Below are 17,821 nucleotides of genomic sequence, written 5' to 3' on the forward strand. Positions count from 1 at the left end.
GTAAAGTAGGTGAAGAAAATGAATATTTATTTTATTTGTACAGGCAATACGTGCAGAAGTCCTTTAGCGGAGGCATTGCTTAATCATGCGAATGTACCCGGACTTACAGCGAAATCTGCAGGAATACACGCGATGGACGGCTTGCCGATTTCCGTAAATTCCGCACAATTGCTGACGGAAGCAGGGATTTCCTTTACACCCTATTCCAATGAACTCAAAGCGTCCGAGATGGAGTGGGCGGATCTCGTCCTGACGATGACAGCAAGCCATCGGGATTTCCTGCACAGCCGTTTTCCTGAAATGAAAGAAAAAGTGTTTACATTAAAAGAGTATGCAGGTGCGGTGCCAGGAACCGACGTTCACGATCCGTACGGGGGGCATTTGGCTACATACCGCACGACATTCAATGAGCTGACAGAACTTATTGACTCAGTCATCCGGCAGCTAGCGGAGGGGAATTCATGAATGAACCGAAAAAAGTGGGACTGCGGAAAAAGCTTGTATTATTTATAGTAATACTCGCAGTCATCACCTATACAACAAGTGCGGTCTTTATTAATTGGGTGCAGCCAACGTTCTTCCCGAATGTAAAACCGTTCATCTTTCAGCTAGTAACGTACGCAATGGGCGTCATGTGGTCCGGAATTTTAGCGGCGCTGTTCAGCGTGATTTTAACAAAGCCGCTGCAGCGTCTTGAAACAGCCGCTATGCGGGTCGCGGACGGAAAGATCGGCACTGATATCGAACTGCCGAATTCTTCGGATGAAATTCATTCCGTCTCCAGTGCATTCCAGCAAGTTGTCGTGAATTTGCGCAGCATTATCGAACAGATTGAATCCAATTTCCAGGCAACAGCGGAATCGGTCGACTCATTGACGAAAGAGACGAGCGCCGCGGCAGGACAGTCCGACGCCATTGCGCGGACCATCTCGGAAATTTCAAACGGAGCGGAAAATACATCCGAAGCCATACGGGAAACGGTGCAGGCCATCGAAGATATCCGGCAGTTGGCGATGGAAGTCAATAACCGCGCAGATCAGTCGTCTGCACAATCCAAAATGATGCTGCGGGATTTGCATGCCACAACAGAAATTTTCCATTCCGTATTGGCGGGTATTCATCAAATGAGCGACCAAAGCGAGCATTCATTGGAAACCATTCGGGTGCTCGATGAAAATGCGCATAAAATTGGAGAAATCGTGGAACTGGTCGGCAGCATTGCAGGCCAGACGAACTTGCTCGCACTAAACGCATCCATCGAAGCGGCACGGGCTGGTGAACACGGCAAAGGATTCGCCGTAGTTGCAGAAGAAGTGCGCAATCTGGCAGACGAAAGCGCCAAAGCGGTCCAAATGATTTCCGGACTGGTTCAGACAATCCAGGCTGACGTCAAACAAGTCGTTGCAGAAATGCATAAACAAGTGAAAACAGCCTCAACAGAAGCCGAACGCGCCACCCAGACAAATGAAAATGTGGAAACGATGACAGCGACCATCCAGACCATGGCTCTCTTTGTGGAAGAAATCACGCAGATCGTCGGCAATCAGATGCAGACTATCGAACGCACAGCCGCGCAATCCATGGAAGTTGCTTCGATTGCAGAGCACACATCAGCCGGCGCTGAAGAAGTGCGCGCCGCCACTGAAGAACAAGTGGCATCGATAGACCAGACCAAAACCAAGGCACTGGAGCTCAAAGAACAATCCGAGGAGCTGTACAAAGTCATCCGCAAATTCGACCGAACACCAGGCTGAAAAATAGGACAACCCTGAGGCACTGCGCTTGGGGTTGTTTTTTTGCATTATAACTGGATTACACCAGTTGCGGTCATTGTAGGGGGAGAAGGGGAACGTCATTGGACTCACTGCGGCGCTGGCGGATGGCTTCCGCGATGAGCCAGACAGGAAGAGCGCCTGTCAGTCTCATCGCTACGCCGACCGCTTGTAAGGCGCCTCCGTTTAGTTAGGGGGAAGCAGATCATGACACTTCATTTGCCAAAGCATACGCCAGTCGTCAACCAGTCACTGCACTTCTTCTCTTTTAAAAAAGTACTTGGATTGTCTCCACTCAGCAGCGCAGGCACAACTGCGGGGTCGGCCGAAGTCATGAGACAACTGGCACGCTCTTCGCCAGCTGGCTCATGACGAAAGGCAATCCCCCACGTGCCTGCGCGGATCCAAAGAGCGGACAGTTGCTAACTATAATACCCGACAATGAGTCGAGCAACGACCCAAAAACCAGAGCTTGAACAGCATTAAACTCACTGCTGTTTGTAAAGTTTAGGAAAAAGCGGATTATGACATATCATTTGCCAAAGCATACGCCAGTCGCTTAGTAGTCACTGAACTTCTTCTCTTTTAAAAAAGTAACCTAGCTTGCTTCCACTCAGCAGCGCAGGCACAACTGTGGGGTCGGCCGAAGTCATGAGACAACTGGCGCGCACTTTCGCCAGCTGGCTCATGACGAAAGGCAATCCCCCACGTGCCTGCGCGGGTCCAAAGAGCGGACACTCGCTAACTCCAACCCCCAACAACCAATCGAGCAACGGCCCCCCAAAACTCTTCATTCCATAAAAAAGACGTACATTATATCAACTCCAACCCCGTAACATTCGCCTTTATAACGATAATTCACAAATAAAAAATGAGAAATTCAAAAGTTGTACACTAAAACCGATGATTTTTTTATCGAACAATGATAGAATAAGCGATAAGTAAAAATGGAAATGAGGGTGAACAGTGAAAGTAGCAATTTCTTCAGACCACGGAGGCAATAACCTCCGAAAAGAGATCACCAATCTATTAACCGAACTCGAGATAGAATACACCGACTACGGACCCGACTCCGGCGATTCCGTCGACTACCCTGACTATGCAGTACCGGTAGCCAACGCCGTCGTGGAAGGAAAAGCAGACCGCGGGATCCTGATTTGCGGCACGGGTATTGGCATGTCAATCTCCGCCAATAAAGTCAAAGGCATTCGCTGTGCGCTCGTCCACGACGTATTCAGCGCAAAAGCAACACGCGGCCACAATGACTCCAACATCATCGCGATGGGCGAGCGCGTAATTGGACCAGGGCTTGCACGTGAAATTGTCAGCACATGGCTTGAAACAGAATTTGAAGGCGGACGTCACGAGCGCCGCATCGAGAAAATGATGAAACTGGAAGAGAACTGAAGAAAGCAGGTGGAACAAGTGGATGCTATTGAACTATGGAAACTGCAGCTGGAACAGGCATTGACCGAATTTGCCGAACAAGCACCGCCTGCCGAAGAGACGATGTTTGTCGTCGGCTGCTCGACTTCCGAAGTAGCGGGCGCTCGCATTGGCACGAACGGCGCACTTGAAATAGGAGAAGCATTATTCGCACCACTTCAGGCATTTGCAAATAAATACCGTGTACATTTGGCATTCCAGGGCTGCGAACACATTAACCGAGCGTTGACAATGGAACGCAAGACAGCGAAACAATTTCATCTGGAACCTGTTTCTGTTGTACCGGTGTTTAAAGCAGGCGGCTCCATGTCGACCTGTGCCTATCAGCAATTTAACGACCCTGTCGTCGTGGAATCCGTACAGGCCAGTGCAGGCATTGATATCGGCCAAACCTTAATTGGCATGCAGTTAAAGCCGGTCGCAGTACCGATCCGCACCTCCATTAAACAAATTGGTGAAGCAGTGATCACGCTTGCGACAACACGTCCAAAATTGATTGGCGGAAGTCGTGCGCAATACGAATAAACCGTGTACAATGTAACAAGATATAAAATTATCAGAATAAAGGGGATACTAACCAATGGACTTAAGTAATGTACAGCGTGAAGATGCAGCAATTTATGAAGCAATCATGGCTGAAAAAAACCGTCAAAACTCAAACATCGAACTGATTGCATCTGAAAACTTCGTAACAGAAGCAGTTATGGAAGCACAAGGATCATACTTAACTAATAAATATGCTGAAGGCTATCCAGGCAAGCGCTACTACGGCGGATGTGAGCATGTGGACGTGGTGGAAAACATCGCACGCGACCGTGTAAAAGAAATCTTCGGCGCAGCATATGCAAACGTACAGCCGCACTCCGGTGCACAGGCGAATATGGCAGTATACTTCACAGCCCTTGAGCCGGGCGACACAGTTCTTGGGATGAACCTTTCCCACGGCGGTCACTTGACGCACGGTTCACCGGTTAACTTCTCCGGAAAACTATATAATTTCGTAGAATACGGTGTAACTAAAGAAGAAGAGATGATTGATTACGAAGACGTTCGTCAAAAAGCACTTGAGCACAAACCAAAAATGATCGTTGCAGGTGCAAGTGCATACCCGCGTGAAATCGACTTTGCGAAATTCCGTGAAATTGCGGATGAAGTCGGTGCATACTTGATGGTGGATATGGCGCACATCGCAGGTCTTGTGGCAGCAGGCGAGCACTCAAATCCAGTGCCGCACGCACACTTCGTGACATCTACTACGCATAAAACATTGCGTGGTCCACGTGGCGGTATCATTTTATTGAATGAAGAAACAGCTGAAGAATTCGGCAAGAAAATCGACAAAACTGTATTCCCAGGCGTTCAAGGCGGTCCTTTGATGCACGTAATCGCTGCAAAAGCGGTGGCATTCAAAGAAGTATTGGAGCCGGAATTTAAAACCTATGCACAGCAAGTGAAGAAAAACGCGGAAGCATTGGCTAAAAAATTGCAGGAAGAAGGAATCGACGTCGTTTCAGGCGGCACAGATAACCACCTTGTCCTGGTAAAACTGAAATCACTTGACCTTACAGGTAAAGTGGCAGAGCACGTACTTGACGAAATCGGTATTACAGTAAACAAAAACACTGTACCATTCGACACAGAAGGACCATTCGTCACTTCCGGTATCCGTATCGGTACGCCAGCAGTCACAACTCGCGGCTTCAAAGAGGAAGACATGGTAGAAGTGGGACGCATCATTGCAACTTTATTGAAAAACCACGAAGACCAGTCAGCAAAAGACGAAGCACGCAAAGCAGTTACAGCACTGACAGATCAGCACCCTCTATATAAGTAATAAGCCAGCGCCCGACACCGTGTCGGGCGCTTTTTGTCGGGATGATTTTGTGCAGGAGCCGTTGGGGCGGGGGAGTGCTTGGTTGTTTGGGATTAATGCTCAAGCGCTCAACCCACATCGGGGACCGCTCATAGCCCACGTCCAAGCGCTCAATCCGTGTCCGCCAGCGCTCATAGCTCGTGGCCAAGCGCTCAATCCATGTCCGCCAGCGCTCAAAGCTCGCGTCCAAGCGCTCAACCCACCTCCGCCAGCGCTCATAGCCCGTAGCCAAGCGCTCAACCCACATCCGCCAGCGCTCATAGCCCGTGGCCAAGTGCTCAATCCATGTCCGCCACCGCTCATAACCCACGTCCAAGCGCTCAATCCACCTCCGCCAGCGCTCATAGCCCGTAGCCAAGCGCTCAACCCACGTCCAAGCGCTCAATCCACCTCCGCCACCGCTCATAACCCACGTCCAAGCGCTCAATCCACCTCCGCCAGCGCTCATAGCCCGCGTCCAAGCGCTCAACCCAAGTCCACAGTCAAACACTCACACCCCATTCCAGCCCAACAATGACCATCCATCCGCCAAGTTTATCCAGCATCGAGAGACACTTTGCTCTTTCGTCACAACAATTCGTATATGTTCACTGCGCCTGTCGCGTGATTTCTGTTATAATGTACAAGATATTCCGAAAAGGAGCGATACCAATGGGAAAAGTACATGTTTTTGATCATCCATTAATTCAGCACAAATTGACGTTTATACGAAAGGCAGATACAGGAACGAAAGAATTCCGCGAGCTCGTGAATGAGTTGGCGACACTGATGGCATTTGAAATCACACGTGAACTTCCAACTAAAGAAATCACAATTCAAACACCAGTCTGCGAAGCGAAGTCCCGCGTGCTGGCAGGGAAGAAGCTGGGGATTGTGCCGATCTTGCGTGCGGGAATCGGCATGGTGGACGGCATTATCGATTTAATTCCGGCTGCAAAAGTGGGACACGTCGGGTTATTCCGTGATCCGGAAACGCTAAAACCGGTAGAATACTTTGTGAAGCTGCCTTCTGATGTTGCCGAGCGCGAATTCATCGTAGTGGATCCGATGCTTGCGACAGGCGGAACAGCAGTCGAAGCCATCAATTCAATGAAAAAACGCGGAGCGGTCAACATCAAATTTATGTGTCTCGTCGCTGCTCCTGAAGGCGTCGAAATATTGACGAAAGAACACCCGGATGTAGATGTTTATATCGCAGCATTGGACGAAAAGCTGAACGAAGACGGCTATATCGTACCTGGACTGGGTGACGCTGGTGACCGTTTATTCGGCACAAAATAATGGAGGGAACAAACATTGACTAAAAAGTGGAAAGTGATGACGATTTTCGGCACAAGACCGGAAGCGATTAAAATGGCGCCACTCGTGCTGGAACTGGAAAAACATCCGGATCAAATCGAGTCGATTGTCACAGTCACTGCCCAGCATCGTCAAATGCTTGACCAAGTGCTGGAAACATTCAAAATAACACCTGATTATGATTTGAATATCATGAAAGACCGCCAGACACTGATCGACGTAGCCACTCGGGGCCTCGAAGGTCTGGACAAAGTAATGAAAGAAGCAAAGCCGGATATCGTGCTCGTCCACGGCGATACATCGACTACTTTCATCGGCAGTCTGGCAGCTTTCTACAATCAAATCTCAGTGGGGCACGTGGAAGCAGGATTGCGGACGTGGAATAAATTCTCACCGTATCCTGAAGAGATGAACCGTCAATTGACTGGCGTCATCGCTGATCTTCATTTTTCGCCAACTGAAAAGTCAGCACAAAACCTGTTAGATGAAGGCAAAAATAAAGACCGCATCTACGTCACGGGCAATACGGCGATTGATGCACTGCAAACGACAGTTGACCCGGATTATCATCATCCGATTTTCGATACACTCGGCGACGACCGTTTAGTTCTATTGACCGCACACCGCCGAGAAAACCTGGGCGAACCGATGCGCAATATGTTCCGTGCGATCAACCGTCTGCTCGACAAACATGACGACATCCAGGTGATTTACCCTGTGCACATGAATCCGGCTGTGCGTGAAGTGGCGGATGAACTGCTTGGAAACAACAACCGCGTTCACTTGATTGAACCGTTGGAAGTATTGGATTTCCATAACTTCGCAGCCCGTTCACACATCATCCTTACCGACTCCGGCGGCATCCAGGAAGAAGCGCCTTCACTTGGCAAGCCTGTCATTGTCCTGCGTGACACGACTGAACGTCCGGAAGGGATAGATGCAGGAACGCTGCGCCTGGCAGGAACGGAAGAGGAAGATATCTTCCGGCTGTCCGATACACTTCTGTCCGATCACGCCGAGTACGAAAAAATGTCCAAAGCCCACAATCCATACGGCGATGGCCATGCGTCAAAGCGAATAGTAGAATCGTTACTCAAATATCTTTCTTCATTATAATAACAATCAAAACAGCAGAGACTTTTCCTCTGCTGTTTTTTTCTGCATGTAAGTAAAATGGTAAGAGGAAAGTAAGAAGGGCTTGTGGTTCGGGATTGAAGCTCCAGCTGGGGACGCTTTCCGGAGGGCGGGCGGTGAAACACCCTTCGCTCGAAGGGTGTTTCACCTGTCAAAGCAAAGATGTGCTCCTATTCGCTTCCGCTTCACTCCTAATTTTATAGTGGTTGCACTTGAATCACTTACTGACGGTAGAGTGTGAAACAGTACTTGTTTTGGAGTTATTTAAGTTCAAGTTCAAGTGCAAATCAAGATTACTTACCTGTTAATCTAGTAAGTCGATTGCAGCCTAGCTTCAATGCACAACAATAAGTACCTCCCTCTCTCATTGCAAGGGATTGAAGCGCAGGAGGGGCGACTCCCGATGGATCAGCCCGACAGGTGAGACAACCAGAAGGAGCCTGCGACTTGGTTGGCTCAGCGCGGGCCCATGGGAAAGCGTCCCCTCCGAAGCGCAAATCCCCACCCCGACACACTGCCGGCCTCTCAAATTAATAAACCAATACAATCCACAAATTTCACTCTTCAATACGTAAATAATACCCCCCTAACAACACGTCACAAAATGCAAGCAAAAATTGAAAAACAAATATGTCGAATGTTTGACAAAGAGAACGCATTGTGAATTAATTCACCTGAATCAATTGACATAAAAAACCCCCTATTGTATGCTAACAAAGGGTAAGATTGATAAGGAACTCATACATATGTTGAGTACAAAAATGATGTTTTAGAAGTTTCTAGTCTTCACTCAGAAACGCCAAAAACCAACCATTTGCGGATGTCGCTCATAGCAACGTCACCTGGTGGACGGTACAGGCGATTCACTTACAATTTCCAGGTTCCTTTGCAAGGAATCTATGTCGTTGAAACAAGATCAAAACGACAAAGACTCATCTCTCTCGACAATCGTCGGGAACTACTGAACACTTCAGACGCTGGAATCCAAATACGAATTGGGAGAATCGACAATGCAAAGTATGCAGGAAATATTCAAACAGCAAAAGAAGGGTTTCTTTTTTTTGCTAGCATTGTTCGTGCTCGGCTGGTTCTTATTGGACTACCGTACTATCTTCGCGGGACTCATCTTAGGTTCACTTTTCGGTATGTATAACTTTTGGATTTTATTACGGCGTATGGAGCGGTTTGACCGTTCGATTACGGAAGAAACGCGTGCGAAGTCATTAGGTATGGGTTTACGTTTTGCATCAGGTGTAGCGGCTGCGGCCATTGCACTCGTAATGCCGGAGGAGTTCGATTTGATCAGCACGGTAATCGGGTTAATGATACCCTACGCATTGCTGTTTACTGGTCATCTGCTGTTCCATTGGAAGCATTGACACTTTACTAGCAAGGGGAGGTGAACAAAAACGTGAATCATGAAAATCCTCAGTTTATTTTATTCGGAATCGGGTTCAACCCATCGAATATCTTGATGTTATTTGTGACTTGTCTGGTAGTCTTCCTGATTGCAGTTGCATCTACGCGGCGTCTTCAAATGAAACCGACGGGTATGCAAAACTTCATGGAGTGGGTAATGGACTTCGTCAAAGGCATCATCAAAAATAACATGGACTGGAAAACGGGAGGCCGCTTCCACGTGCTGGGTATTACGTTAATCATGTTTGTCTTCGTGGCGAATATGCTCGGACTTCCATTCGCAATCGTATGGGATGACCAACTTTGGTGGAAATCACCGACAGCCGATCCAGTTATCACGTTAACCCTCGCTGCTACAGTTGTTGCGTTAACGCATTTCTATGGTGTGAAGCAGCTCGGAGTAGGCGGGTATTTCAAAACATACTTCCAGCCGATTCCATTCTTGGCTCCACTAAAAATCATTGAAGAATTCGCAAATACGCTGACACTCGGTCTTCGTCTTTACGGTAACATTTTCGCAGGTGAAATCTTAATCGGTTTGCTTGCAGCATTGGGTGCTTCCAGTATCTTCGGTTTAGCCGGAGCTGTGATTCCAGCACTGGCATGGCTCGGATTCTCGGTATTTATCGGGGCAATCCAGGCATTTATCTTTGTTATGTTAACGATGGTCTATATGGCTCACAAAGTCAGCACGGACCACTAAACATATATTTACCCTATTTTAGGGGAACAAAACTACACAAAATATTAGGAGGAAATACACTATGGGTATGGGTTTATTAGCAGCAGCTATTGCAGTTGGTCTAGGTGCACTTGGTGCAGGTATCGGTAACGGTTTGATCGTTTCTAAGACAGTTGAAGGGATCGCTCGCCAGCCAGAAGCACGCGGCGTTCTTCAAACAACAATGTTCATCGGGGTTGCATTGGTTGAGGCACTTCCAATCATCGCAACTGTTATCGCGTTTATCGTAATGAACAAATAATTATTGCGCAATATGGCGAAGCACGTAGTAATGTTCTTCGCCATGCTTTATGTGGTGAAACAAATGCATGAACGAACAGAACATAGAATAATTTTGCCGGTAACGGCAGAACATTGAAACGAAAGAGTCATGAGCTCTTGAAGGGAGTGAAACAATCGTGTTGGATACCTTCGTCCTTTTATCAGCAGAAGCTGACGCAGGATTTTTAGCTAGTTTGAACCAACGACTCAATTTGGGTGACATCATCGTCACTGTCGTATTTTTCACGATTCTCATGGTACTTCTGAAGAAGTTTGCATGGGGTCCGTTAATGGGCGTGATGGATCAGCGGGCGCAATTAATCGCCACGGAGATCGAACAGGCCGAAGCAAGCCGTCAAGAATCTGCAAAGCTTCTTGAAGAACAGCGTGCGCTATTGAAAGAAGCACGTGACAACGCACAATCTATCGTTGAAACAGCGAAGAAACAAGGTGACACTCAACGTGAAGAGCTGATTACGGCTGCACGCGCTGAAGTAAACCGTATGAAAGAATCTGCAACTCTCGAAATCGCTACAGAAAAAGAGAAAGCAGTTGCAGCAGTTCGCGAAGAATTCGTATCTCTTTCTATCTTGGCTGCGTCTAAAGTTCTTGGGAAAGAAATTTCCGAAGAAGATAACCGCGCATTGATCGAAGAAACGATTGTGAAGGCAGGCGAAGGGCGATGAGCCAATCGGTAATCGCAAAACGTTATGCCGTTGCATTGTTTGAAGCCGCACAGGAAAAGCAGCAAACGCTTGCTGTGCAGTCAGATCTAAAAGAATTAAAAAAAGTGTTCGCTGAAGAAAAGCAATTTGACGAGATGTTAATCTCACCGAAGTTCTCTATTCAAAAGAAAAAAGAATTGATTGGTCAGCTATTCAGCGGAGCGAACCAGCTTGTATTGAACACACTTTACGTGCTGATCGATGCAGGCCGTATCGGAGAAATCGGCAATCTAATCGAAGACTTCCAAGAGCTCGCTAACGAAGCTTCTGGAGTTGCCGAAGCGAAAGTCTTCTCTACACGTCCGCTTTCTGATGAAGAAAGTACAGCGATCTCTGCTGCGTTCGCGCACAAAGTAGGGAAACAATCATTGCATATCGAAAACGTAATTGATCCTAGCCTGATCGGCGGCATTCGCCTTCAGATCGGCAATCAAATTTACGACAGCAGCATCAGCGCGAAGTTAGCGCGTCTTGAACGTCAATTAATCAATTAATTTGAATTAAGAGGGGTGACATACATGGGCATCAAAGCTGAGGAAATTAGCGGTCTGATTAAGCAGCAGATCGAAAATTATCAGTCTGAAATGGAAGTAAGTGAAACAGGTACTGTAATCCGTGTAGGTGACGGTATCGCACTTGCTCATGGCCTCGACAATGTCATGGCGGGGGAACTTCTTGAGTTCTCTACCGGCGTAATGGGTCTGGCACAAAACTTGGAAGCGAACAACGTAGGTATCGTTATCCTTGGGCCATACACAGACATTAAAGAAGGCGATGAAGTTCGTCGTACAGGTCGTATTATGGAAGTACCAGTCGGAGAAGAATTGATCGGCCGTGTCGTCAATTCACTTGGACAGCCAGTTGATGGACTAGGTCCGATCAACACAACAAAAACACGCCCTATCGAAAGCCCGGCACAAGGGGTTATGGCGCGTAAATCAGTTCACGAACCACTGCAAACAGGAATCAAAGCGATTGACGCTCTAGTTCCAATCGGCCGCGGACAGCGTGAATTAATCATCGGTGACCGTCAAACAGGTAAGACTACTGTTGCAATTGACGCTATCCTGAACCAGGCAGACCAGGACATGATCTGTATCTATGTTGCTATTGGTCAAAAAGAATCTACTGTTCGTGGAGTCGTTGAAACACTGCGTAAAAACGGTGCTCTAGATTACACAATCGTAGTAACTGCATCTGCATCAAGTCCGTCGCCAATGCTATTCTTGGCACCATATACAGGTATTTCGATGGCAGAAGAGTTCATGTTCGCAGGCAAGCACGTACTAATCGTTTATGATGACCTATCTAAACAGGCAGCAGCTTACCGTGAACTTTCGTTGCTTCTTCGTCGTCCTCCGGGCCGTGAAGCATATCCAGGGGATGTATTCTACTTGCACAGCCGCCTACTTGAGCGTGCTGCAAAATTGAATGACGACCTCGGAGCAGGTTCAATCACAGCATTACCGTTCGTTGAGACACAGGCTGGAGATATCTCCGCTTATATCCCAACAAACGTTATCTCTATCACAGACGGACAAATCTTCTTGCAGTCTGACTTGTTCTTCTCGGGTGTACGTCCAGCGATCAACGCCGGTCTTTCCGTATCCCGTGTAGGTGGATCAGCACAGATTAAAGCAATGAAGAAAGTTGCGGGTACACTTCGTTTGGACCTGGCAGCATTCCGTGAGCTAGAGGCATTCTCACAATTCGGTTCGGATCTGGACCCAAGCACAAGAGCGAAACTGGACCGCGGTCAGCGCACAGTTGAAATCTTGAAGCAGGACTTGAACAAGCCGTTGAAAGTCGAGTACCAAGTAATCAGTCTATATGCACTGACACGCGGTTACCTTGACGATATTCCAGTAAAAGACGTATTGCGCTTTGAAAGTGAAATCACTAGCTGGCTAGAATCCAACCACACGGAAGTGTATGACCACATCCGTACTACAAAAGATCTTCCGGCTGATGACGTAATGAGCGCAGCGTTCAAAGAATTCAAGAAAAACTTCGTGACTTCTGAAGCGTAATTTTTATTGAATGGATCTTAAAATAAAGGTGGTGAATAGCCAGTGGCGTCCTTACGCGAGATAGAAAGCCGTATTGCTTCAACGAAAAAGACGAGTCAAATCACGAAAGCGATGCAAATGGTATCTGCTTCCAAACTGAACCGTGCAGAGGTAAATGCGAAGAAATTCGTTCCGTACATGGATAAAGTGGAAGAAGTAGTCGGTGCCATTGCAGCTGTAACGAAAGATTCCGGGCACCCTCTATTGACTGCACGTCCCGTGAAGAAAACTGCGTACATCGTAGTTACTTCTGACCGCGGACTGGTTGGTGGATATAACGCACATATTTTCCGTGCTGTTACCCGCGCAATCGAACAGCGCCACAAGTCGAAAGACGAAGTGGTCATTATCGCAATCGGCCGTAAAGGCTATGAATTCTTCGGCCGTCTGGGCTTCCAGATCGAAGAAAGCCTGATCGGACTTTCGGATCACCCGCGTTTTGAAGAAGTAAAAGATATCGCGAATCGGGCTGTTGGCATGTTCACAGAAGGCGTCTATGATGAAGTGTACTTGTATTACAACCATTTCATCTCCGCCATCTCCAACGAAGCAACTGAACGTAAATTGCTTCCACTCACAGATATTTCATCCGTATCGGCTACTTCATCTTATGAGTTCGAGCCTTCAGCAGAAGCGATTCTCGAAACACTTCTCCCGCAATACACGGAGAGCCTCATTTATGGAGCGGTACTCGATGGAAAAGCGAGCGAACATGCTTCCAGTATGACAGCGATGAAGACGGCGACAGACAACGCGTCTGAACTAATCGATTCGTTAACATTACAATTTAACCGTGCACGTCAAGCGGCGATCACTCAGGAAATCACTGAAATCGTAGCCGGCGTGGCAGCACTCGAATAATAGATTTGAAAGAGTAAGACAGGAGGGAAAAGCATGAGTAATGGACATATTCTTCAAGTTATGGGTCCGGTTGTTGACGTTAAATTCGAAGACGGTCAGCTTCCAGCGATCTATAACGCATTGAAGGTTAATATCGATCGTTCCAATGGAGTGGTCGAGGTGTTGACTTTAGAAGTAGCACTTCACCTTGGTGACGATGCGGTTCGTACGATTGCGATGTCCTCGACAGACGGTCTGAAACGCGGAACACCGGTAGAAAATACAGGTGCGCCTATTTCAGTTCCAGTCGGTGACATTACACTCGGACGTGTATTTAACGTACTAGGCGAGGAAATCGACTTAGCAGAGCCAATTCCTGCTGATGCACAACGTGATCCAATTCACCGTTCTGCACCAACATTCGAACACCTTTCCACTGAGGTAGAAATTCTTGAAACTGGAATTAAAGTTGTTGACTTGCTTGCACCATACATCAAGGGTGGTAAAATCGGACTCTTCGGTGGTGCGGGAGTTGGTAAAACAGTTCTAATCCAGGAATTGATCAACAACATCGCACAAGAGCACGGAGGTATTTCCGTATTCGCAGGTGTTGGAGAACGTACTCGTGAAGGTAATGACTTGTTCTTTGAAATGACAGATTCAGGCGTTATCAAGAAAACGGCAATGGTATTCGGTCAGATGAACGAGCCGCCTGGTGCACGTATGCGCGTAGCACTTTCTGGTTTGACAATGGCTGAATATTTCCGTGATGAGCAAGGACAGGACGTTCTATTGTTCATCGATAACATCTTCCGCTTTACACAAGCAGGTTCTGAAGTTTCTGCCCTTCTTGGACGTATGCCTTCTGCGGTTGGTTACCAGCCGACATTGGCTACAGAAATGGGTCAGTTACAAGAGCGTATTACTTCTACAAATAAAGGATCGGTTACATCGATCCAAGCGATCTATGTACCAGCGGATGACTATACGGATCCAGCTCCGGCAACAACTTTCGCTCACTTAGATGCTACAACGAACTTGGAGCGTAAACTTTCAGAGATGGGTATTTACCCGGCTGTGGATCCGTTAGCTTCATCTTCACGTGCATTGAGTGCAGAAATCGTTGGACCGGAACACTACCGTGTAGCTCGTGAAGTACAAACAACTCTTCAGCGATACCGTGAGTTGCAGGATATCATCGCAATCTTGGGTATGGATGAGTTGGACGAAGATGACAAGCAGGTTGTTGACCGCGCTCGTCGTATTCAGTTCTTCCTGTCTCAAAACTTCCACGTTGCTGAGCAGTTTACAGGACAAAAAGGTTCTTACGTTCCAGTTGCTGAAACGATCAAAGGCTTTGCTGAAATTCTGGAAGGTAAGTATGATCACTTGCCTGAAGACGCGTTCCGTTTGGTCGGACGTATCGAAGAAGTTATCGAAAAAGCAAAAGGCATGGGCGTAGAAGTCTAAGAAAAGGGACCAGGAGGGAAAAAAATGAGTAAAATCAAAGTGAATATCGTCACTCCCGACGGCCCTGTTTGTGAAATGGACGCGAACATGGTGATTGCAGTCACCGAAGCTGGTGAGATCGGGGTTCTTCCCGGCCACATCGCAATGGTCGCTCCGCTTCAAATTGGTGCACTCCGCCTGAAAACAGACGGTAAAACAGAAACTGTCGCAGTCCACGGAGGCTTCATTGAGGTCCGTCCTGAAGTGGTTACTGTATTGGCACAGAGTGCGGAAATGGCTGAGTCCATTGATATTGCGCGTGCAAAAAGAGCTGCAGAAAAAGCAGAACAAGATTTGAAGAATAAATCCGATGATCTTAGTCAGCGCTTATATGAGCTTGATTTGAAGCGTGCGATCAACCGCATGCAAGTGTATGAACAACGTATTTAATTTATAAAAATGGGCGGACAGACGATTTTCTGTCCGCCCGTTTTCTTTATCTTGAGTAAGAGGAGTGTCAGAAATGGACAGCATGCTAGGCAGCAATCCGCTGCTCGCAATTGTATCTCACATTTTCTTCATCGGCGTCAGCTTCTACGCACTGCAGGCAATTCTGCCGGAAGCGATCATTCGAAAAAACCGCGTATTCCAAACACAACTTTTGTTTATTTTGCTAAGTATTGCAATTGGATCTACCGTATCAAAATTCTTTTTAGACATATCCTATTGGTCAGGGAGATGGGCAACCTGGTTTTGATTTCCTTCAGCTGAAGCTCTACGAGAATCAACAGCAGGAATCAGAACTCTGGCTGAAAGAAATTAAACGTTTGAAAGTACTTACTGATCTGAGTTAAAAAAAGATAAATACACAATGATAGCAAGACAATGGCAGCTGGAGTCCGAGCGAAGAATTGGGAAGAAAAAGCCCAAACTATTCATTTTAAATACCTTAGCTGCTGTCAATCTGTAATATATGTGAAACAAATTTAACATCGAAAGCGTGTAAACTGTAGGAATATGGGGTATTACGTGTAATGTGGCTTAAAAAGATCAGTCATATGTAAGCACTTTGTGTCAGATCCTCACATATACTACAGCACGCAAGAAATAACGCAAAACTGCGCCGGAAGATACTTGTTTAGTGAAGTTTTACAAGGTACAATAGTATATGTTTTATATGTGAATTATGGTAAATAATAAAGACTTGGACACAACACTGAAAATGTTTATAGACGACTTTTGAAAAATAGGCTGTGGGTGAAGGATAAATTGGACTCGGAGGGGCTACTGGTGGAAAAAATTATTATTAACGGCGGGCGTACTTTAAAAGGGAACGTACGTGTAGAAGGTGCGAAGAACGCGGTATTACCGATCTTGGCTGCTGCTTTATTAGCATCTGAAGGAGTGAACGTCATTCGTGATGTTCCGAACCTGTCAGATGTTCGGACAATCAATGAAGTGCTCAAAAGTTTAAATGCAAAAATTACGCATGACCCTGAAAAAGGGGAAGTCATCGTAGATTCACGCGGCAGACTGGCAGATGAAGCACAATTTGAATTTGTACGTAAAATGCGCGCATCCATTTTAGTAATGGGACCGCTGCTGGCCCGTAACGGATTTGCGCGTGTCGCATTACCAGGCGGCTGTGCAATTGGGTCAAGACCGATCGATCAGCACTTAAAAGGCTTTGAAGCAATGGGCGCGGAAATTACATTTGGTCATGGACATGTTGAAGCGAAAGTAGACGGCCGATTAAAAGGCGCGAAAATCTATTTGGACTTCCCGAGCGTAGGTGCAACGGAAAATATTATGACAGCTGCTGCATTAGCAGAAGGCACGACCGTCATTGAGAACGCCGCTAAAGAACCGGAAATTGTAGACTTGGCGAACTTCATCAATGAAATGGGCGGTAAAGTAGTAGGAGCAGGTACAGATAATATTCGTATTGAAGGTGTTCCGACACTTTATGCATCTACTCATCATATTATTCCGGATCGTATCGAAGCCGGGACATTCATGGTGGCTGCAGCAATCACCGGCGGAGACGTCGTGATTGAAAATGCAGTACCTGAACACTCTACTGCGTTAATTTCTAAGTTAACGGAAATGGGCGTAACTATTACTGTATTGGATGAAGGGGTCCGTGTAACAGCGACGCATCCGCTGAAGGCAGTTGACCTGAAGACGATGCCGCACCCTGGCTTCCCGACAGATATGCAGTCACAAATGATGGCATTGATGTTAAAAGCTACAGGCATAGGTGTGCTGACGGAAACTGTATTTGAAAATCGTTTTATGCACGTGGAAGAATTCCGCCGTATGAACGCGGATGTGAAAATCGAAGGACGTTCTGTTATTGTTTCAGGCCCTTCAAAAATCCAGGGAGCGGAAGTCGCAGCCACAGACTTGCGCGCCGCTGCATCACTCATCCTGGCCGGACTTGTAGCAGAAGGTGTTACACGTGTGACTGAACTCATTCACTTGGACCGCGGATATGTAAACTTCGATAAGAAGCTTAAAGCTCTAGGCGCAGACATTACCCGTGTTTCTTCTGAACAGGAAATTACTGAATCTCAATTAGTGTAACTTACAGAACCATGGACAGCTTGCTGTTCATGGTTTTTTGATTGAAAAAGTCTTGGAATACCCTCTTCATCCTCAACATATAGTCTAGTATGTACAAAAAACTACTCCTTTTATTCATTATTCTTAGCTTATTTTTTATTCCAATTCTTGTAAGACAAGCGCCAGAGCTGCAGCTGGCAGACCAACGAGAGGAGACCTATTGCGAT

20 protein-coding genes are annotated in these 17,821 nt (G+C 46.9%); 19 read left to right on the plus strand and 1 reads right to left on the minus strand.

Going from position 1 to position 17,821, the window contains the following annotated elements; translation table 11 throughout:
- Nucleotides 1-18 precede the first annotated feature (18 nt).
- The 6 genes from SporoP33_RS11550 (at nucleotide 19) to glyA (ending at nucleotide 5,052) form a co-directional block, all read left to right on the plus strand.
- Nucleotides 19-465 (plus strand): low molecular weight protein arginine phosphatase, encoded by a 447-nt coding sequence (locus tag SporoP33_RS11550; RefSeq protein ID WP_081243846.1) that lies wholly within the window; start codon nucleotides 19-21, stop codon nucleotides 463-465.
- On the plus strand, nucleotides 462-1,754 hold the full coding sequence (locus SporoP33_RS11555) for a methyl-accepting chemotaxis protein (protein WP_081243847.1): 1,293 nt from the start codon (nucleotides 462-464) through the stop codon (nucleotides 1,752-1,754). The genes SporoP33_RS11550 and SporoP33_RS11555 overlap by 4 nt, the downstream gene beginning before the upstream one ends.
- Before the next feature lie 225 nt (nucleotides 1,755-1,979).
- Nucleotides 1,980-2,144, plus strand: a complete 165-nt coding sequence (locus SporoP33_RS16045) for a hypothetical protein (protein WP_155961345.1) — start codon at nucleotides 1,980-1,982, stop codon at nucleotides 2,142-2,144.
- A gap of 594 nt (nucleotides 2,145-2,738) precedes the next feature.
- Nucleotides 2,739-3,179 carry a ribose 5-phosphate isomerase B gene (rpiB, locus tag SporoP33_RS11565; protein WP_081243849.1) on the plus strand — a complete coding sequence of 147 codons (441 nt, stop codon included), beginning with the start codon at nucleotides 2,739-2,741 and terminating at the stop codon, nucleotides 3,177-3,179.
- Nucleotides 3,180-3,197: 18 nt separating this feature from the next.
- A complete protein-coding gene (locus tag SporoP33_RS11570; RefSeq protein WP_196796774.1) occupies nucleotides 3,198-3,743 on the plus strand; it encodes a TIGR01440 family protein in 546 nt (181 codons plus the stop codon).
- Nucleotides 3,744-3,798: 55 nt separating this feature from the next.
- A complete protein-coding gene (gene glyA / locus SporoP33_RS11575; protein WP_081243851.1) occupies nucleotides 3,799-5,052 on the plus strand; it encodes a serine hydroxymethyltransferase in 1,254 nt (417 codons plus the stop codon).
- On the opposite strand, the gene SporoP33_RS11580 is transcribed toward glyA, so the two are convergent.
- A complete protein-coding gene (locus SporoP33_RS11580) occupies nucleotides 5,015-5,539 on the minus strand; it encodes a hypothetical protein (protein WP_231293241.1) in 525 nt (174 codons plus the stop codon). The genes glyA and SporoP33_RS11580 overlap by 38 nt on opposite strands.
- A gap of 203 nt (nucleotides 5,540-5,742) precedes the next feature.
- Between SporoP33_RS11580 and upp the strand changes: the two genes are divergently transcribed.
- The 13 genes from upp (at nucleotide 5,743) to murA (ending at nucleotide 17,615) form a co-directional block, all read left to right on the plus strand.
- Nucleotides 5,743-6,372 carry a uracil phosphoribosyltransferase gene (upp, locus tag SporoP33_RS11585; RefSeq protein WP_081243853.1) on the plus strand — a complete coding sequence of 210 codons (630 nt, stop codon included), beginning with the start codon at nucleotides 5,743-5,745 and terminating at the stop codon, nucleotides 6,370-6,372.
- A gap of 15 nt (nucleotides 6,373-6,387) precedes the next feature.
- Nucleotides 6,388-7,506 carry a non-hydrolyzing UDP-N-acetylglucosamine 2-epimerase gene (wecB, locus tag SporoP33_RS11590; protein ID WP_081243854.1) on the plus strand — a complete coding sequence of 373 codons (1,119 nt, stop codon included), beginning with the start codon at nucleotides 6,388-6,390 and terminating at the stop codon, nucleotides 7,504-7,506.
- Nucleotides 7,507-8,534: 1,028 nt separating this feature from the next.
- Nucleotides 8,535-8,903 (plus strand): ATP synthase subunit I, encoded by a 369-nt coding sequence (locus tag SporoP33_RS11600; protein ID WP_081243856.1) that lies wholly within the window; start codon nucleotides 8,535-8,537, stop codon nucleotides 8,901-8,903.
- A gap of 32 nt (nucleotides 8,904-8,935) precedes the next feature.
- Nucleotides 8,936-9,646: a F0F1 ATP synthase subunit A gene (gene atpB, locus SporoP33_RS11605; RefSeq protein ID WP_081243857.1), complete on the plus strand. Its 711-nt coding sequence runs from the start codon at nucleotides 8,936-8,938 to the stop codon at nucleotides 9,644-9,646.
- A 67-nt stretch (nucleotides 9,647-9,713) separates the two neighbouring features.
- Nucleotides 9,714-9,926, plus strand: coding sequence for a F0F1 ATP synthase subunit C (gene atpE / locus SporoP33_RS11610; RefSeq protein WP_029053447.1), 213 nt, complete (start codon nucleotides 9,714-9,716; stop codon nucleotides 9,924-9,926).
- A gap of 154 nt (nucleotides 9,927-10,080) precedes the next feature.
- Nucleotides 10,081-10,632: a F0F1 ATP synthase subunit B gene (gene atpF, locus SporoP33_RS11615; protein WP_369821980.1), complete on the plus strand. Its 552-nt coding sequence runs from the start codon at nucleotides 10,081-10,083 to the stop codon at nucleotides 10,630-10,632.
- Nucleotides 10,629-11,165 carry a F0F1 ATP synthase subunit delta gene (locus tag SporoP33_RS11620; RefSeq protein WP_081243858.1) on the plus strand — a complete coding sequence of 179 codons (537 nt, stop codon included), beginning with the start codon at nucleotides 10,629-10,631 and terminating at the stop codon, nucleotides 11,163-11,165. Before atpF ends, SporoP33_RS11620 begins: the two co-directional genes overlap by 4 nt.
- A 24-nt stretch (nucleotides 11,166-11,189) precedes the next feature.
- Nucleotides 11,190-12,701, plus strand: coding sequence for a F0F1 ATP synthase subunit alpha (atpA, locus tag SporoP33_RS11625; protein WP_081243859.1), 1,512 nt, complete (start codon nucleotides 11,190-11,192; stop codon nucleotides 12,699-12,701).
- A 42-nt stretch (nucleotides 12,702-12,743) separates the two neighbouring features.
- Nucleotides 12,744-13,601 carry an ATP synthase F1 subunit gamma gene (gene atpG / locus SporoP33_RS11630; protein WP_081243860.1) on the plus strand — a complete coding sequence of 286 codons (858 nt, stop codon included), beginning with the start codon at nucleotides 12,744-12,746 and terminating at the stop codon, nucleotides 13,599-13,601.
- 33 nt (nucleotides 13,602-13,634) lie between these two features.
- The gene (gene atpD, locus SporoP33_RS11635) at nucleotides 13,635-15,050 is read left to right on the plus strand and encodes a F0F1 ATP synthase subunit beta (protein WP_081243861.1); all 1,416 of its coding nucleotides are present in this window, start codon (nucleotides 13,635-13,637) and stop codon (nucleotides 15,048-15,050) included.
- A 24-nt stretch (nucleotides 15,051-15,074) separates the two neighbouring features.
- Entirely contained in the window at nucleotides 15,075-15,479 is a 405-nt protein-coding gene (locus tag SporoP33_RS11640; RefSeq protein ID WP_081243862.1) for a F0F1 ATP synthase subunit epsilon, read from the plus strand.
- A gap of 73 nt (nucleotides 15,480-15,552) precedes the next feature.
- Nucleotides 15,553-15,786, plus strand: a complete 234-nt coding sequence (locus SporoP33_RS11645; RefSeq protein WP_081243863.1) for a DUF1146 family protein — start codon at nucleotides 15,553-15,555, stop codon at nucleotides 15,784-15,786.
- Between the two features lie 533 nt (nucleotides 15,787-16,319).
- The gene (murA, locus tag SporoP33_RS11650) at nucleotides 16,320-17,615 is read left to right on the plus strand and encodes a UDP-N-acetylglucosamine 1-carboxyvinyltransferase (RefSeq protein WP_081243864.1); all 1,296 of its coding nucleotides are present in this window, start codon (nucleotides 16,320-16,322) and stop codon (nucleotides 17,613-17,615) included.
- Nucleotides 17,616-17,821: the final 206 nt, after the last annotated feature.

It is taken from the genome of Sporosarcina sp. P33, from assembly GCF_002077155.1.
In the GTDB taxonomy this organism is placed as follows: domain Bacteria; phylum Bacillota; class Bacilli; order Bacillales_A; family Planococcaceae; genus Sporosarcina.

Coding starts and splice junctions, on each gene's coding strand:
- SporoP33_RS11645 (WP_081243863.1), top strand. CDS start 15,553: ATGGACAGCATGCTAGGCAGCAATCCGCTGCTCGCAATTGTATCTCAC.
- SporoP33_RS11555 (WP_081243847.1), top strand. CDS start 462: ATGAATGAACCGAAAAAAGTGGGACTGCGGAAAAAGCTTGTATTATTT.
- atpE (WP_029053447.1), top strand. CDS start 9,714: ATGGGTTTATTAGCAGCAGCTATTGCAGTTGGTCTAGGTGCACTTGGT.
- upp (WP_081243853.1), top strand. CDS start 5,743: ATGGGAAAAGTACATGTTTTTGATCATCCATTAATTCAGCACAAATTG.
- atpA (WP_081243859.1), top strand. CDS start 11,190: ATGGGCATCAAAGCTGAGGAAATTAGCGGTCTGATTAAGCAGCAGATC.
- SporoP33_RS11620 (WP_081243858.1), top strand. CDS start 10,629: ATGAGCCAATCGGTAATCGCAAAACGTTATGCCGTTGCATTGTTTGAA.
- SporoP33_RS11600 (WP_081243856.1), top strand. CDS start 8,535: ATGCAAAGTATGCAGGAAATATTCAAACAGCAAAAGAAGGGTTTCTTT.
- SporoP33_RS11640 (WP_081243862.1), top strand. CDS start 15,075: ATGAGTAAAATCAAAGTGAATATCGTCACTCCCGACGGCCCTGTTTGT.
- SporoP33_RS11550 (WP_081243846.1), top strand. CDS start 19: ATGAATATTTATTTTATTTGTACAGGCAATACGTGCAGAAGTCCTTTA.
- SporoP33_RS11580 (WP_231293241.1), bottom strand. CDS start 5,539: ATGAGCGCTGGCGGAGGTGGATTGAGCGCTTGGACGTGGGTTATGAGC.
- SporoP33_RS16045 (WP_155961345.1), top strand. CDS start 1,980: ATGACACTTCATTTGCCAAAGCATACGCCAGTCGTCAACCAGTCACTG.
- glyA (WP_081243851.1), top strand. CDS start 3,799: ATGGACTTAAGTAATGTACAGCGTGAAGATGCAGCAATTTATGAAGCA.
- atpD (WP_081243861.1), top strand. CDS start 13,635: ATGAGTAATGGACATATTCTTCAAGTTATGGGTCCGGTTGTTGACGTT.